Genomic DNA, 16,473 nt, shown 5'->3' with positions numbered 1-16,473 from the left:
ATCAATAGCCCTGGGCCTGCAAGGAGTGCTCGCTTGAGCAATGTCGTAAACCACCGTTCCGGCCTGATGTTCGCGTTATGCCTGGGCACCGCATCGCTGTCAGCCGCGCCGCTGGACGAAGCACTCAAGCCCTTGCCGGCGGTTCCAGTACTGGACCCGGCCAAGGTTGAATTGGGTCGCCAACTGTTCAACGAGCCGCGTTTGTCGGTCAACAACACCTTGTCCTGCGCGAGCTGTCACCAACTGACCAGCGGCGGCGCCGACAACAAGCCATTCTCCATTGGCTTTGACGGCAAACCGGTGCAGATCAACACCCCGTCCGTGTTCAACGCCAGCCTGAACTTCAAACAGTTCTGGAACGGTCGGGTGGACACGCTGGAGGCCCAGGTCGAGCAGGTGGTGATCAGCCCGGTGGAAATGGGCAGCGACTGGAATACCGTGGTGCGCAACCTGTCTGCCCTGCCCGCCTACCAGAACGCGTTCAAACAGGCCTATCCCGATGGCCTTACCGCTCCCAATGTGCAAAACGCCCTGGCCACCTACGAGCGCACGCTGCTGACACCCAACTCGCGGTTTGACCAATACTTGCTGGGCAACACCGATATCCTGACCCGCCAGGAAAAATACGGCTACCAACGCTTCAAGGATTACGGCTGCATCGCCTGTCACCAGGGCGTGAACATTGGCGGCAATATGTTCCAGAAGTTCGGCGTGATGGGCGACTACTTCAAGGCCCGCGGCAACCCGCTGGAATCAGACCTGGGGCGCTACCTGCTGACCCAGGATGAAGAGGACCGCCATGTGTTCAAGGTGCCCAGCCTGCGCAATGTGGCCGTCACGGCGCCGTACTTCCACGACGCCTCGGCCAAGACTCTTGAAGAGGCGGTTGACGTGATGTTCAAGTACCAGTTGGGGCGCAACCCGTCCCAGGAAGACAAGGACCTGATTATCCAGTTTCTCAAGACCCTGACCGGTGAATGGGCGGGCAAGCCGTTATGAGACCCTTGTCACGCCGACGCACCAGTCAGATCCTGCTAGGTCTCATCACCCTGCTCCTGGCCTCCACCCTGGTGTTTTTGTACTTCAAGTCTTCACGCGACCAGACAGCCACTTATACCCAGTCGCGCGACTTGATCCGCCAACTCCAGCAGCTCAATGCCCAGTGGGACAGCGAAGTACTCAAGGCCCGCATCGCGATCACCCACAACTACGACCCACTGGTCACACCGCTGACCGAAATGACCCGCATCGGCGCTGAACTGGAGAGCCGCGACACCTACCACAGCGCTGCCGACCTGCCCGGTTGGCAAGCCAGCCATGCGGCGTACCTGACGGCCATCGAGGAAAAAGCCCGGCTCGTCGACCAGTTCAAATCCCACAACGCAGTGCTGCGTAACTCATTGGCTTTTTTGCCGACGGCCGAAGACGACATCCAGGCCCAATTCAACAGCATGACCGACGAAGGCCGCCTGCAACTGCAAAGCGTGGCCACCGACACTTACGACCTGCTGCTCAGCAGCCTGGAGTTCGCCCAGGTCACCAGCGACGAACGTGCCGCCGATATCCTGGTGGGCCTGGGCAAGCTGGCCATCAACCAACAGAGCCTGCCCAGCGAGTTCCAGGCACCGGTGGAGATCCTCAGCAATCATATTTCGCTGATCCTGCGCGAACAGCCACTGGTCAACAGCCTGCTCGAGCGGATTGCCGCCGTACCGGTGGCCGAACACCTCGATGACCTGACCACTCACCTCAATCAGGACCAGCAGGCTACAGACCTCATCGATCATCAGTACCATCGCTACCTGCTGATCTTCTCGACCTTGCTGGTGGTGTTACTGCTTTATCTGGCGGTGCGCCTGCTGCGCAGCTTCGCCGAGATCAACCGCGTCAACCGCGCGTTGCAGGCCGCCAACGAAACCCTGGAGCAACGGGTGGAGCGGCGCACGCAACAGCTCAAGGATGCCCAGAGCGAGCTGATGGACAGCGCCCGCCAGGCCGGCATGGCGGAGATCGCCACCAACGTGCTGCACAACGTCGGTAACGTGCTCAACAGTGTGAACATCTCCGCCGACCTGGTCAGCCGCAAGTTGCGCAGCAGCAAGGCGCTCGGCCTGGGCAAGGCCATGCAACTGATCAACGCTCACCAAGGCGACCTGGGTACCTTCCTTACCGAGGATGAAAAGGGCAAGTTGCTGCCGGGCTATCTGAACCAGTTGGTCGAAGCGATTGCCACCGAACAGCAAGGCATGAGCGATGAGCTGGCGCAGTTGAGCAAAAGCGTGGACCACATCAAGGACATCGTCTCGACCCAGCAATCCTATGCGGGTGCGTCTACCTTGCTGGAGCCGGTCAATATCAGCGCCTTGATGGATGACGCCCTGCGCATGAACGCCGGCGCGCTGAGCCGTCACCATGTCACTGTTGTGAAGGCGTACGCCCCGGTGCCGGAGATCTTGGCGGACAAGCACCGGTTACTGCTGATCATGGTCAACCTGATCAGCAATGCCAAATACGCCATGGACAAACTGTCTGAGCGGCCACGGCAAATCACCCTGGCGGTGGAATCGGTAGGCGATGAGACCCTGAAGATCAGTGTGAAGGACGACGGCGAAGGCATACCGCCCGAGAACATGGCACGCATCTTCACCCACGGTTTTACCACCCGCAAGGAAGGCCACGGCTTCGGCCTGCACAGCTGCGCCCTGGCCGCCGTGGAAATGAACGGCCAGCTCAGCGCCCACAGCGACGGGCCGGGCCTTGGCGCCGTCTTCACCTTGACCATCCCCTTGACCCTTGCCGGAAGCAGCTCATGAACCAACCTCCCAACCGGCGCATCCTGCTGATCGATGACACACCGTCCATCCATGAGGATTTTCGCAAGATCCTGATGCCCGACGAAGCCTCAACCGAAGCGCTGGATGAGATGGAGTCGGCACTGTTTGGCGACGCGGCCAAACCTCAAACCCAGGCATTCGAACTGCACGGGGCTTATGGCGGCGAAGAAGGCCTGGGCTTGCTGACCAGCGCCATGGCGCAAGAGCGCCCCTATGCGTTGGCCTTCGTTGACATGCGGATGCCCCAGGGTTGGGACGGCGCCAAGACCATTGAAGAACTGTGGAAAGTCGCCCCTGACCTGCAAGTGGTGGTGTGCACCGCCTACTCGGACTATTCCTGGGATGACCTGTTGTTTCGCCTGCACGCCCACGACCGCCTGCTGATCCTGAAAAAGCCGTTCGACAACATTGAAGTCCAGCAAATGGCCAACACCCTGGCCAACAAATGGGACATGGCGCGCCGCGCGTCCCTGCAAACCTCGCAACTGGAGCGGTTGGTGGAAGAACGCACCCAAGCGCTGCAACTGGAAATTGAAGAGCGCAAGCTCCTGGAAAGCCAACTGGTGCAGTCGGAAAAACTCGCCTCACTGGGGCAACTCGCGGCCGGTGTCGCCCATGAGATCAACAACCCGGTGGGCTTTATTTCCTCCAACCTCAGCACCCTCGACAGCTACTTCAAGCAGCTGCAACAGATGCTCGATGCCTACCAGCGCAGCGAAGCGCACATCGGGGCGCCAGAACATCGCGAACCGCTCACGGCATTGCGCAACGAGCTGGACCTGGATTTTCTCAAGGACGACATTCCGATCCTGATCCGCGAATCCAAGGACGGCATCGGCCGTGTGGTGCAGATCGTCAAGGACCTGAAGAACTTCTCACGGGTGGATAACGACCAGACCTGGCAATTCGCCAACCTGCAGCAAGGCATCGATTCGACGCTGAACATCGTCGCCAGCGAACTCAAGTACAAGGCCGATGTGGTCAAGCACTACACGCCGCTGCCGGAAATCGAATGCCTGGCCTCCCAACTCAACCAGGTGGTGATGAACCTGGTGATCAACGCCGCACAAGCCATGGGCCCTGAGCGCGGCACCATTACCATCAGCAACGGAGTGGAAGGCGAAAACGTGTGGCTGGAAGTCGCAGACAACGGCTGTGGGATTGCCCCCGACACCGTGCAGAAGATTTTCGACCCGTTCTTCACCACCAAGCCGGTGGGCGAAGGGACGGGGTTGGGGTTGTCGTTGTCCTACGGGATCGTCAAGAAACACCGTGGCGATATCAGCGTCAGCAGTGAGGTAGGCAAGGGTACGAAGTTTCGGGTAGTACTGCCGATTCGGCAGACGGCGGCGTAGGGCACGCCGCCGAATCATGCTCATGCGTCAGCTTTTTTCGGGCTCGACCCAAACGATGCAAAACGCTTGTTGAACCCGGCAATCCGGCCTTCGGCCTGGGTCTTGCGCTGCTGACCGGTGTAGACCGGGTGCGAGGCGCTGGAGACGTCCAGCGGGATGTAGGGATAGGTGTTGCCGTCGCTGTGCTTATGGGTGCGATCACTGTCGGCGGTGGAACCGATGAGGAAGAACACGTCGGCGGCAGTGTCGTGGAACAGCACGGTGCGGTAGTCGGGGTGGATACCAGCTTTCATGAGGCCTCCGGGGCGTCTGGGTGCGGTTGATTTGTTATACAGTAACACAACATAAAGCACCCAAACGAGAACCTTTTGCAATAAGGTTAGGCTTGTTGCGTCTAGTAAGCCGATGCTGAGAGCGGCCCGAAACTATCAATGCTGACAAGGGTTGAACCGAATCAAGCGCCGACAGGTGTCTATCCCAGGCCAGTCTGTCCCACCCGCGTTGCCAAACTGAATATTCCCACAGGTTGTCTATGGTTTCCTGACAGGCGCAGAATGGCGGATCGACCTGAAGAGTCCGAACCCAAGGAAACCGTATGAGCCTGTCCTTGTTAAGCCGCTACGCCTTCTTTGCTGTGTGCGTCATTTTCACCCTCGCCAGCCTCCCCTTTATCGAACATGAATGGCTGTGGCCGATCACGCTGGTCACCGGCGTACTCAGCCTGATCGGCATTGTCGACCTGCTGCAAAGCCCCCATGCGGTGCGCCGTAACTATCCGATCCTGGGCAATATCCGTTACCTGGTAGAAACCATCCGCCCGGAAATCCGCCAGTACCTGCTGGAGTCCGACAGCGACGCCCTGCCCTTCTCCCGCGCCCAGCGCTCGCTGGTGTATTCGCGCGCCAAGAACGAAACGGCGGACAAACCCTTCGGCACCCTGATTGACGTGTACCAGTCAGGCTTTGAATTTATCGGCCACTCCATGCGCCCTGCGCCACTGAGCGACCCCAGCAGCTTTCGCGTGATGGTCGGCGGCCCGCAGTGTGCACAGCCATACTCGGCGTCGGTGTTCAATATCTCGGCCATGAGTTTCGGCTCATTGAGCGCCAACGCGATCCGGGCACTCAACCACGGCGCCAAGCTCGGCAACTTTGCCCACGACACCGGCGAAGGCAGCATCAGCCCCTATCACCGAGAAAACGGCGGCGACCTGACCTGGGAACTGGGCAGCGGTTACTTCGGTTGCCGCACCAGCGACGGCCGTTTCGACCCCGAACGCTTCGCCGTACAGGCCCAGAACCCGCAAGTGCGCATGATCGAAATCAAGATGAGCCAAGGTGCCAAGCCCGGCCATGGCGGGATCCTGCCCAAGCACAAGGTCACCCAGGAAATCGCCGATACGCGCGGCATCATGATGGGCGAAGACTGCATATCACCGTCACGCCACAGTGCGTTCTCCACGCCCATCGAGCTGATGCAATTCATCGCCCAATTGCGCGAACTGTCCGGCGGCAAACCGGTGGGCTTCAAGTTCTGCCTGGGCCACCCGTGGGAATTCATGGGCATCGCCAAGGCCATGCTCGAAACCGGCATCCTTCCGGATTTTATCGTGGTGGACGGCAAGGAAGGGGGCACCGGCGCCGCCCCCGTGGAGTTCACCGACCATATTGGCGTGCCACTGCGTGAAGGCTTGCTATTCGTGCACAACACCCTGGTGGGCCTGAACCTGCGCGACAAGATCAAGCTGGGTGCCAGCGGCAAGATTGTCAGTGCGTTCGACATCGCCAGCGTCCTGGCCATCGGCGCCGACTGGGCCAACTCGGCGCGTGGTTTCATGTTCGCCATTGGCTGCATTCAGTCGCAGTCATGCCACACCAACAAATGCCCGACCGGCGTGGCGACGCAAGACCCACTGCGTCAACGTGCCTTGGTGGTGCCGGACAAGGCCCAGCGGGTATTCAACTTCCACCGCAACACGCTGCACGCTTTGGCCGAAATGCTCGCCGCCGCCGGGCTCGATCACCCGTCGCAGTTGTCGGCCAAGCACTTGGTGCGACGCATGTCGGCGACCGAGATCAAACTGTTTTCGCAGTTGCATGTATTCCTGAAGCCTGGGGAATTGCTCACCGGGGAAGTGAACGGCGAGTTTTATTCGCGGATGTGGCAGATGGCGCGGGCGGACAGTTTTGAGCCGCATGAAATTGCTGCAGCCTAAAGGACACCTAGCATGTTGAAAGTCATCGCCGAAGACTTTATCAAGCCCGAACATGTGGAAACCGTGCGCCCCTGGTACGCCGAACTGGTGGAAAAAACCCGCCAGGAACCGCTGTGCATTGCCTACGACTTGTTTGTCGATCAAAAAGACCCCGGGCACTTCATTTTTATCGAGCAATGGCCCGATCAGGCGGCGCTGGATGCGCACTGCCAGACCGAGCACTTCACCCGGTTGGTGCCCCAGATCAATGAGCATCAAGCCAAGCCATGCCGGGTCTTGTTGATGGACGCTTTCTGACAAGACCCGCCGCCTGCTGAACCGGACCACCGACGGCATCGTTGAAACAAGGAGATTCACATGCCGTTATTGGACTTCGTCGCTATCGCCGCGCAACTGCCCGACAGTTGGACATCCACACGTCTGGGCCAGGTTGGCCCGGCGCGGATCAAAGTACTGCGCATGGATGAACAGGCGTACGAGGAAGAGACCCACGACTACAACGAAGGGTTGTTGGTGATCAGCGGGTACTTGCACCTGCGCATCGGTGATCAAGCCATCAGGGTGGACGCCGGCCAGATGTACCTGGTGGAAGCCGGCACTGCCCACGGTGTGCTCATAGGCAGCCAGGGCACCCTGGTGATCATTGATCTCTAGAGACATTCAGTAATACCCAGCCTTTGCAATTGCTTACAAATACCGCCAACCTGCGCCCGCCCTACGTGCGGCGACGCCCACGCTCACCTATCGTCAATCAACTACTTGTTCAAGAGCCCGCTGCCATGCTGAACGGACGCGACCCGCGCATCGATTTTTTTCGGGGCCTGGCGTTGATCTTCATTTTCTGGGATCACGTGCCTCACAACCCCCTGGCCAATGTCACCGTGCAAAATTTCGGCTTCAGTGACGCCGCCGAAATCTTCGTGTTCCTGGCCGGCTACGCGGCGGTGCTGGCCTACGGCAAGATCCTGCTGCGCGACGGCTACGTGTTTGCCTGCGTGAAGGTCCTGCGCCGGGTATGGACGCTTTACGTGGTGCATATTTTCCTGTTGGCGTTGTTGATGGGCATCGTGATTTTTGCCAACAGCCATATCGAAACCCGCGATCTGGTGCAGGAGATGGGCCTCGAGTATTTCCTCACTCACACCCAGCAGGCCCTGCTCGATGAGCTGTTGCTGCGCTTCAAACCCAACCTGACCGACCCATTGCCGCTGTATATCGTGCTGATGATGAGCCTGCCCATTACCCTGCCGCTGCTGGTGCGAGCGCCCACGCTGATGGTGGCGATATCGTTAGCGGTGTATCTGCTGGCGCCTTGGCAAGGCTGGAACCTGCCGGCCAGCAACGGCGGCGTGTGGTACTTCAACCCTGTCACCTGGCAATGCCTGTTTATCCTCGGCGGTGCGTCGGCCTTGCGTTCGCCAGGCCCGGTCGATGCACGCCCGCTGCTGCGCCAACCGCTATTCGTTGCCGCTGCGGTCTACGTGTTGGTGACCTGCGTGATCACCTTGTCGTGGCGCTGGCCCGAGGTGCACGACGCCTGGATGCCGAGGGCGATTGGCGAATGGCTGTACCCCATCAGCAAGACTGACCTGTCCCCCGTGCGCCTGCTGCACTTCCTGGCCTTGGCCTACGTCACCGCCAAACTCCTTCCCGATGTCGGCTGGACGCAACAGTGGCTGGCCCGACAACTGGCGCGGATGGGGCGTTATTCCCTGGAAGTGTTTTGCCTGGGGGTGGTGTTGGCACCGTTGGCCGATATGCTCAATGCCATGGCCGGCGACTCCCTGGCGATCAAGCTGACCACGGCCCTGGCAGGGGCGGCGCTGATGGCGGCACTCGCGGGGTGGCTGGACGTCAACAAGCAACTGAACCAACGCGCCGCCGCCCGCGCCGCATCGCTACATAGTTAGCCACGGCGCCCATCAGCAGGATGGTTCCATTGCCCTTCCACCTCACCGTGAAAGGAAATGGCGCCATGCCCACCCAGTTACTGCTCAACGGTTTATCCGGGACCTTGCAAGACAGCGAGTCCTGGAACCGGCAACAAGCCCTGGCAATGATCCGCGACACCGTCGCCCAAACCCTGGCCAGCCTCACGCCCACCCAACAACGTGAGTATGTGAAGCTGCAGCGCGAAGCACATCGCGCACTCATGGCGGTGGAAGCCGCCAACAACACCCTGATCAGCACCTTCAAGGCGCAGGGCCTGGCACGCCTGAGGGCGAAGGTCGGCGGCCAGGATCCAGAAAAAATCTACCTGCACACACGCTATCTGGAACCGGTCTCGCCGCCCCTCCCGTGGGAGCCCCGTGCCAGCACGGTCAACGGCCTGAACCCCAAGCGCTTTCGCAGGGCGTATGACGAATGGAAATACCGGCCGCACCTGTCGACGATGTCATTGTGGGAAGCCGCATGCCTGAACTTCAGTTTCGCCACCCAGACGCGCCAGGCTTCCGGCCACACATTCGTCGACGCTTCCTACCTGTCCGGCAGCCACGACAAGTCGCTGACGGTGGAGTCGTTTATCGCGATCACCCGCGAGCTGGACCTGGGCGGCGCGCTGCAAGCAACCCTCAATGCGCAGTTGCGCCCGGACGGCAACCTGCATGCCCTGTTGCGCACCAGTGCACGCGCCTGCCTGCGCTTCGAGGCCCTAGAGGCCTATCGCAATCGCCGCAGCTCTGGCCTGACCCTTGGGCTTTACAACACGTTGATCGAGGCCATCGACAAGGATGAAACGGTCCAGCACATTGAGCAATTGGCGCTGAGCAAACCGTCAGGTGCGTTTCCGCAGGTCACCCTCACGCCGCCCGCCAGCGCTGTTCCATTGCCGCTGCTGCTGATTCCGGTCGCCAGCCTTGGAGTAGTCTCCTACTTCCCTTTCCGCCCCGGTGGCGCGCTGCGTTTCCATCCCGATGCACGCAGCGCCCATGCCCAATTTCTGGCGCAACTCAAAGAAAGCCATCGCAAACACGACCTGGGCTGGTTTTCTCGCCAGTTGCCGATCACCGAACTCAACGAGTTCAAACGCCTGTTGTACGCGCAAGAGCGCCCCGAGGGTTTGTCTGCCGCTGCCGCTTTTCTGTACGACAGCCTGCACTACCTGTTCCCCGAGCACACGCTGGCAGACCTGCGCTTCACACCCGTGCCCAAGAGCCCGCGTCCCGTTTCAGTGGTCGACACCTTGACCGCCTCGATGGTGCAACAATTGCAGTCCAACCTGGCCACATTGGCCAATACCCGTACGGACCGCGACGTGCAAGCCGTCATCGATGGCGCCGCCGCGATTGCCGCCGAAGTCCTGGAATTGTTGCTGACGCCTGTACCGGGCGGCGTCACAGGCTTGAACCGGGTCATGCAAGTGGCGGTATTCGGCAGCCTGGCCCACAGCGTCACGCAGGGCGTCAACGAAGCGCTCAAGGGCGAGGCCAGTACCTTTGCCGCCGCGATAGGTGACGTCGCCGACCTGGCAATCAGCGGCCTGCTGATCTCTACCGCCGGCCGAGTACATCGTCGCCGCATGAACCAGTTGCTCCAGCAACTGGGCAACCCGCGCAAAGTCACGCGCAACGATGGCAGCCCTGCGCTGTGGAAACCCGACATCAGCCCTTACGCGATCCTCGACCAGCATCTGCTCAACGGCCAGATAGCCAATGCCCAGGGGATCTATTCGCTCAGGGGCAAACAGTACGTGTGGCTTCAAGCGGCCGAGCAAAAACACGTGGTGGAGGTGGGCTACGACAACCGCCTGATGCGCTTTGTGCTCAAGAACGACCACCAGGGCGGCTTTGCCCCACCGATTGTGTTCGCCCCGCACCTGGACGCCTGGACGCTGGACCTGCAAAACGCACACACCCTGTCCAACGTGCAATTGGCCGAACGCATGCTGCCCAATGGCGCTGCCGCCGTGCCCATTGAGTCCATGGAAAACCTGCTGCGCAGCACGGCCACCAGCCGCAGTACCCTGGATGCTATCTGGGCAGGCCAGCCGACGCCGGTCAACCTTACCGAAGGGGTGCGTCGACTGCAGGCCGACCGTGTGATCGAACAACTCATCCACACCTTTCATCGACGCGGCCACATGCCGCCCCACGCCGACGGTGCCGTGCTGTGCCTGCTGACTCAATTACCGGAGTGGCCGGCGGGCGCGGCAATCAATGTGTATGACGGCCAAGGCAATCTGAGCGAAACCTACAGCGCCAGTGAGCAGACGACCACGGCCATTAATATCAAGCGGCGCGACGATGGCCGCTACGCGGGGCTTGATGATCCTGCTGACAGCGAAACGACGAGGCAGGCACTGTTTGAGCTGATCCTGCGTCAGCAACCCGCCGGTTCCGTATTGGGCAAGGCCGGTAGCCCGCTGCTCAACAATACCCAGCGTATCGCCCGCTTGCGCCTGCAAATCAGCGCCCTGGCCCAGGCCCGACGTGCCGACCTGTTCAACGCCATGACTCGTTTCGCCGGTTACGCCCGCCACGAAATGCCTGCGGACCATCCGGCCCGTTCGCTTGTACCCACCAGGGTGGCTCAACCGCTGGTAGCGATCACGCCATTGCTGCGAAAACTGCACGAACGCTATCCCCCGCTCACGCCAGCCAACCTGGCACAATTGCTTGAGCAACACCCACTGACCTCAGAGCAGCAAGCACGCTTTTTACAGGACGCCACCCTGCCACCCACAGTCCATCAAGGGCTGGAACAACACCGCATCGCGTTGCGTCTCGATGCCACCATCGACGGCCTGTACCATTCGCGCCCGTTCAATCCAGACAACGACCAGTGGGCCCGGGAGTTTGCATCCAGCCTGCTACGCACGCGGCTCAACCGCGCTTTCGTGGTGACCGAGGTCGTCGATGGCGTCATCACCCGGCCCTATGTCTCGACGGGGCCTGATGACACCACCGTTGAACTGCGCCATTACGGCGAAGGCCGCTACGAGGCGTATGACATGCGCAACGGCGGCACCATTCCTGTATCGCCCACCACCGACAGTTTTTACCTGGCCATTGCCTCGGTGCTGCAACCTCACGAACGCACCCAATTGGGCATGACCGCCGACACCGATGCCAAGGGCCTGCGCAAAACCCTGGGCGACCTGATGAGCGAACGGCGCGGCCCCGAAGGTGTCAGCCTGCTCAACGGTTCTCTGGGGCAGTACGAACAGAATGTGCTGCTGCCGGCGCACGTGCAGGCCAATGCCGAGGGCATCTATCAATGGCGAGACCAGCAGTTGATTGCCCTCTACGGCTCGCTGTATCCGATCACATTCGATCAACAAGTGCTCAAGTGGCGGCTCAAGCATCCGCAGAAAGTCGGCGTCGATACACCACGGCTCGAACACAATGGCCACGGCGCCTGGCGCTTGGCCAGCGAAGACCCGCTTAGCTGGGATGACCATGCATTGCTCTATCGCCTGGGCCCGCAAGAGCTCCACATCGACCGGCCAACCTCGGCACGCATCCTCGCCATCACCGATACCCCGGCTCGGGCCCTGCGTGAAGTGCACAGCGCCGGCCTGCCGCCACCGCCGCTGCTTGCCGATACCCGTAAGCGGGTGGCTATCGAGCGGCAAATCCTGCACTTCATCGAGGCCATGCGCACGGCGTCAGCCCGCCACAACGCCCGCCCGACCCTGCAATTGATGTTGCTGAGCCTGCTGCCGGGCTGGCCTGAGACCCATGTGTTGCAAGTGGTGGGCAGACAACGCCAAGTACTGGCGCAATACCCGGCCAGGGTCAAAAACCCCATAGAGAAGATCTTGATTTCAGAAGCCGACGCCCGAGGGCCGACGCCGCTGCACGATGCGGCACTCAATGACGCCCTGGTCCAGGCGCTGCTGGGGGAACTGCCAGGCACCGTGCAAGAACGCCAGTTCAAGTTGGCAAAGAAAATCGCCGAGTACGCCTACCAGGAACGGGCCCAGTTGTTCGAGCAGTTTTACACGCAAAGCGAACAGCCCGGAACACTTCTGGAGACGCGCCTGAAAGCTCAACATCCCCATCTGCCCGTCAGTGCCGTCAGGGCTATCCTCGGCCAGGCCACGCTCAAAGAACAGCGCCAGCTCCAGGACAAGGATCAGGTCGGCCTGCGCCTGGCCGAACAAGCCCGGCTGACCGCCAACGATCTGCGCCTCAACCGTGCGTATGAAGGCCTGTACCTGACCACCCTGATGAACCCCGACAGCGACTCCATCATCCTGCACTTGCTCAAAACCCTTCCGGGCTGGCCTGCACAATTGCGCCTGGATGTTCACTCTGAACGCGACCCGGGGCGCCTGCTCGAGAGCGGCGGTAATCTGAACGGCACCGATCGCCGCTCACTTGTCCGGGAGGGTGGGCGTTACCGTGCGCTCGACGCACAAGGCCGTTCACTCAACGATCCGGCAGACAGTACCTGTGACCTGTTGAGCGCGATTATCCTGCTGCTGTCGACACGCGAATGCGAGGCCTTGGGCGTGGCTGACCGGCTGGACCCAACGGCGCTGCAGGCGCGTATCGTCGACCTGGCGCTCAACCAGCGTGTGTCGATCAAACGGTTGCTCGACCTGCCCCATATTCCGCCATGGCTGCAGCCGCCCATGCAGGTAAACAGCTCGTTCGTGGTGTACCCGCTTTCGCTGCAAAACCTGTGGCCCGCCCGCCCCCTTCGGTCGCCAGACCTGATCAGCAAAGTCCAGGCGCTCTACCCCAGCCTCAATGCGATGCACGCCGGTGATCTGATCGACTCACTGGGCCTGTCACAACCCGCCCTGCTGCTGGAACTGGAACGGCGCAGAGTCGAATACGCCAGCCTGGATTACGGTTTGACCCGGTGGGCAGAAACCCCGCAGCCCATTGACGACTCTGCCACCGACCCCTTGGGGCTGAACATGGGCCGGCGGCGCCACCTGGCCCAGCACATTCGTCGGGCCTGGCGCCGGGAAACCTGGCGCGGCCATATCCACGGCCAGTTCGATACCCACTGTATGATCCTGCGTCTGGATGACAACAACCTGCCCGACGCCGACTTCATCCTGGGAACACGGGGCTTTGAACACATTGAATACCTGAACATCTCGGGCAATGCTTTCCCGCCCACCGGCAACGCCTTTCTGAGTCGCTTTTCCAATCTGCGTACGCTGAATATCGATTGCCTGCTCAACGAGCTGCCCGTCGAAATCACCCAGATGCGCCAGCTGCAAATTCTGAACCTGGGTGGCAACAACATCACCTTGACCGAGGAGGCTCGCCAACGCTTGGGGCAAATGACGGCGTTGCAGGAGTTGAACCTGAACGACAACCCGTTGCGCCTGGCTCCGGACGTCAGCGCCATGGAGCGTTTACGAATCCTCAACCTGCGTAACACCCAGCTCGATCAATGGCCCGCCGGGGCTGAAAGCAGGCCTCTCCTGACCCAACTGCTGCTCCAAGAGAATCAACTGACGACGTTGCCGCCGACGCTGTTCCAATCCGATCGAAGGGTCCGCTCCAGCCGCAATATCAATTTGCATGACAACCCGCTGAATGCCGAGTCCCTGGCATTGATAGGTGAATACCGCCTGCGCACCGGGAACACCGCCGGTGGGCCACTACCCGGAATTGTCCATCAACTGCTCCCGGCAGATTGTTCCGATTGGTTGAGCGGCATACCGCAGGCTGAACACGCACAACGCCGCACCCTCTGGGACCAACTGCTGCAGATCGAAGAGCCCAGGCCCGATGACGCCTTTCGGGTGTTCCGGGATTTGACCAGCGCTTATGCCTATCGCAATACGCATTTGCGCCCAGCATTGACCAAACGTGTCTGGAAACTGATGGAGGCCATGGGCGACTCCACTGAATTGCGCAATGAAATCTTCCTCAACACCTACCTGGCAGGCACCTGCGGCGACGGTGCGCTGTTGACCTTCATTGATATGGAAATCGCGCACCGGCGTCACCAGGCCAAGGTGCAACCCGCCACTCTGCAAGCCAGCCGCGAACTGATGGAACTGAGCATCAGCGTATTCTTCCTGCGTGAACTGGACCAATTCGCCGAGGAACATATTCTGGCGCTGCGTGCCGCTGACAAAAACCCGGACGACGTTGAAATCAAGCTTTACTTGCGCATAGCGCTGGCTCAGGAGTTCAGCCTGCCGGTAGGTCGCGAGGAAATGCTGTACTCGGTCGACAGCTGGGTCAGCGCCGCAGACGTCACCCGCGCTCGCCAGCGGCTGCAAGCGCTCAAGAACACCGACGCCGCGTACGAAGCGCTGATGACCGAACCCTTCTGGATCGAGTTCATGACGCGCCACCTGCCAGAGCCATTCACGGCCATTCGGGACACCACGCGCCACAAAATCGAAAGGCTTAATCGGGAGGAATTGGACAGACGCTCGGACGCCTACCTGGACCGGCGCCAGGCAATCATCGACGATGAAAAGGAGGAGTTGGCCTCGCTGCTGCGACAACTGACGCAAGCCATACGGGCGTCAATCACCCGGCCCTGAAAGAAAACGGCCCGCCTGCTGCGGCAGGCCGTTGCAACAGGTTAAACCGAGCGCGTTGCAGTGCTATGGGTAGCCGTTGGCTGCAATTTGAACACATGGTAAAGCACAGTCAGCAATACCAGGAACGCAGGCCCCACATACAAGGCCACGCGGGTGTCCGGGAAGTACGCCATCAGGCCCACCACCAGTACCAGGAACGCCAGCGCCAGGTAGGAGCTGACCGGGTACAGCCACATGCGGTACTTGAGGCCTGCCTGCTCGGCAGGGCTCAAACCTTTGCGGAACTTGAGCTGAGCCAGCAGGATCATCAGCCAGGTCCAGATCGCGCCGAAGGTGGCGATGGAGGTCACCCAGACGAACACCTGGTCCGGTACCAGATAGTTGAGCAATACGCCGAGCAGCAAGGCAAAGATTGACAACAGCAGCGCCTTGCGCGGCACGCCATTGCTGGAGGTCTGGCCAAAGGTAGCTGGCGCCTGGCCGTTCTGCGCCAGGCTATAGAGCATGCGCCCGGTGCTGAAGATACCGCCGTTGCAGGAGGACAGCGCGGCGGTGATCACCACGAAGTTGATGATGCCGGCAGCAGTCTTGATGCCAAGGCGCTCGAAGGTCATCACGAACGGACTGCCCTGGGTGCCGATTTCATTCCACGGGTAGATCGACAGGATCACGAACAACGCGCCGACGTAGAACAACAGGATGCGCCAGAACACCGAGCCAATGGCGCTGGGGATGGTCTTCTGCGGGTTGCGCGCCTCACCGGCGGTGAGGCCGATCATCTCGACGCCCAGGTAGGCGAACATCACCATCTGCAATGACATCAGCACGCCCTGCACGCCATTGGGCATGAAGCCGCCATGGGCCCACAGGTTGGAAATGCCCAGTGCAACGCCGTCATTGCCGAAGCCGAAGGCAATGATGCCGACGCCGCCGATTACCATGGCAATGATGGTGACGATCTTGATCAGTGCAAACCAGAATTCGAACTCACCGAAAGCCTTTACCGCGATCAGGTTGATGGTGCCCATGCTGATCAGTGCCGCCAGGGCCCAGATCCAACGCGGCGTGTCGGGGAACCAGACGCCCATGTACACCGCTACGGCGGTGATTTCCGCGACGCAGGTCACCAGCCACAGGAACCAGTAGTTCCAGCCGGTGAGAAAACCCGCCAACGGCCCGAGGTAATCCTGGGCATAGCGGCTGAACGAACCGGCCACGGGGTTGTGTACCGCCATTTCACCGAGGGCGCGCATGATCACCAGAATGGCCAGGCCACCGATGATGTACGAGAGCATGATCGCCGGGCCGGCCATTTCAATCGCCTTGGCCGAACCCAGGAACAGGCCCACACCGATACAGGCGCCAAGCGCCATCAGGCGAATATGCCGTTCACCGAGTTCGCGTTTGAGCGGTCCGCCTTGAGCGGTCTCGCCAGGGGGCAGTGGTTTGCCGACAGGCATAGGGATACAACCTCATTTTGTTATTGGATTAAGCCACCGAGCCTGTGGTGCAGCAGCGTATAGGCCGATACACCGGCTTGACCGGGTCTGCCTCGTGGGCAAACCCGCCTGGCGGGCGTAGGCGGCCAGGTCAGCGGGG

General features: G+C 60.7%; 10 protein-coding genes. 8 read left to right on the top strand and 2 right to left on the bottom strand.

Features of this window, described 5'->3' with window-relative positions:
- Positions 1-33: 33 nt before the first annotated feature.
- The 3 genes from BT199_RS07805 to BT199_RS07795 are packed head-to-tail and all read left to right on the top strand — an operon-like array spanning position 34 to position 4,189.
- Positions 34-999 carry a cytochrome-c peroxidase gene (locus tag BT199_RS07805; protein ID WP_072434254.1) on the top strand — a complete coding sequence of 322 codons (966 nt, stop codon included), beginning with the start codon at positions 34-36 and terminating at the stop codon, positions 997-999.
- Positions 996-2,813, top strand: a complete 1,818-nt coding sequence (locus BT199_RS07800) for a DAHL domain-containing protein (RefSeq protein WP_014717110.1) — start codon at positions 996-998, stop codon at positions 2,811-2,813. Before BT199_RS07805 ends, BT199_RS07800 begins: the two co-directional genes overlap by 4 nt.
- Positions 2,810-4,189, top strand: coding sequence for an ATP-binding protein (locus tag BT199_RS07795; protein ID WP_072434253.1), 1,380 nt, complete (start codon positions 2,810-2,812; stop codon positions 4,187-4,189). The genes BT199_RS07800 and BT199_RS07795 overlap by 4 nt, the downstream gene beginning before the upstream one ends.
- Before the next feature lie 20 nt (positions 4,190-4,209).
- Here the strand turns inward: BT199_RS07795 and BT199_RS07790 are convergent, their stop codons facing one another.
- Positions 4,210-4,482 carry a type B 50S ribosomal protein L31 gene (locus BT199_RS07790; RefSeq protein WP_014717108.1) on the bottom strand — a complete coding sequence of 91 codons (273 nt, stop codon included), beginning with the start codon at positions 4,480-4,482 and terminating at the stop codon, positions 4,210-4,212.
- A gap of 302 nt (positions 4,483-4,784) precedes the next feature.
- Between BT199_RS07790 and BT199_RS07785 the strand changes: the two genes are divergently transcribed.
- From BT199_RS07785 to BT199_RS07765, 5 genes are all read left to right on the top strand, one after another.
- Complete coding sequence (locus BT199_RS07785) at positions 4,785-6,404, top strand: FMN-binding glutamate synthase family protein (RefSeq protein WP_020301187.1); 1,620 nt, start codon at positions 4,785-4,787, stop codon at positions 6,402-6,404.
- Positions 6,405-6,416: 12 nt separating this feature from the next.
- Positions 6,417-6,701 (top strand): putative quinol monooxygenase, encoded by a 285-nt coding sequence (locus BT199_RS07780; RefSeq protein ID WP_014717106.1) that lies wholly within the window; start codon positions 6,417-6,419, stop codon positions 6,699-6,701.
- 60 nt (positions 6,702-6,761) lie between these two features.
- Positions 6,762-7,058, top strand: coding sequence for a cupin domain-containing protein (locus BT199_RS07775; protein WP_014717105.1), 297 nt, complete (start codon positions 6,762-6,764; stop codon positions 7,056-7,058).
- Between the two features lie 125 nt (positions 7,059-7,183).
- Positions 7,184-8,314, top strand: coding sequence for an OpgC family protein (locus tag BT199_RS07770; protein ID WP_014717104.1), 1,131 nt, complete (start codon positions 7,184-7,186; stop codon positions 8,312-8,314).
- A gap of 65 nt (positions 8,315-8,379) precedes the next feature.
- Positions 8,380-14,874, top strand: coding sequence for an NEL-type E3 ubiquitin ligase domain-containing protein (locus tag BT199_RS07765; RefSeq protein ID WP_072434252.1), 6,495 nt, complete (start codon positions 8,380-8,382; stop codon positions 14,872-14,874).
- A 41-nt stretch (positions 14,875-14,915) separates the two neighbouring features.
- On the opposite strand, the gene BT199_RS07760 is transcribed toward BT199_RS07765, so the two are convergent.
- Positions 14,916-16,334, bottom strand: a complete 1,419-nt coding sequence (locus tag BT199_RS07760; protein ID WP_014717102.1) for an amino acid permease — start codon at positions 16,332-16,334, stop codon at positions 14,916-14,918.
- Positions 16,335-16,473: the final 139 nt, after the last annotated feature.

This window comes from Pseudomonas sp. NFR02 (genome assembly GCF_900119375.1).
Classification (GTDB): domain Bacteria; phylum Pseudomonadota; class Gammaproteobacteria; order Pseudomonadales; family Pseudomonadaceae; genus Aquipseudomonas; species Aquipseudomonas paracarnis.
Note: the sequence above shows the minus strand (reverse complement) of the source record. Positions and strands in the feature narration are given on the sequence as shown.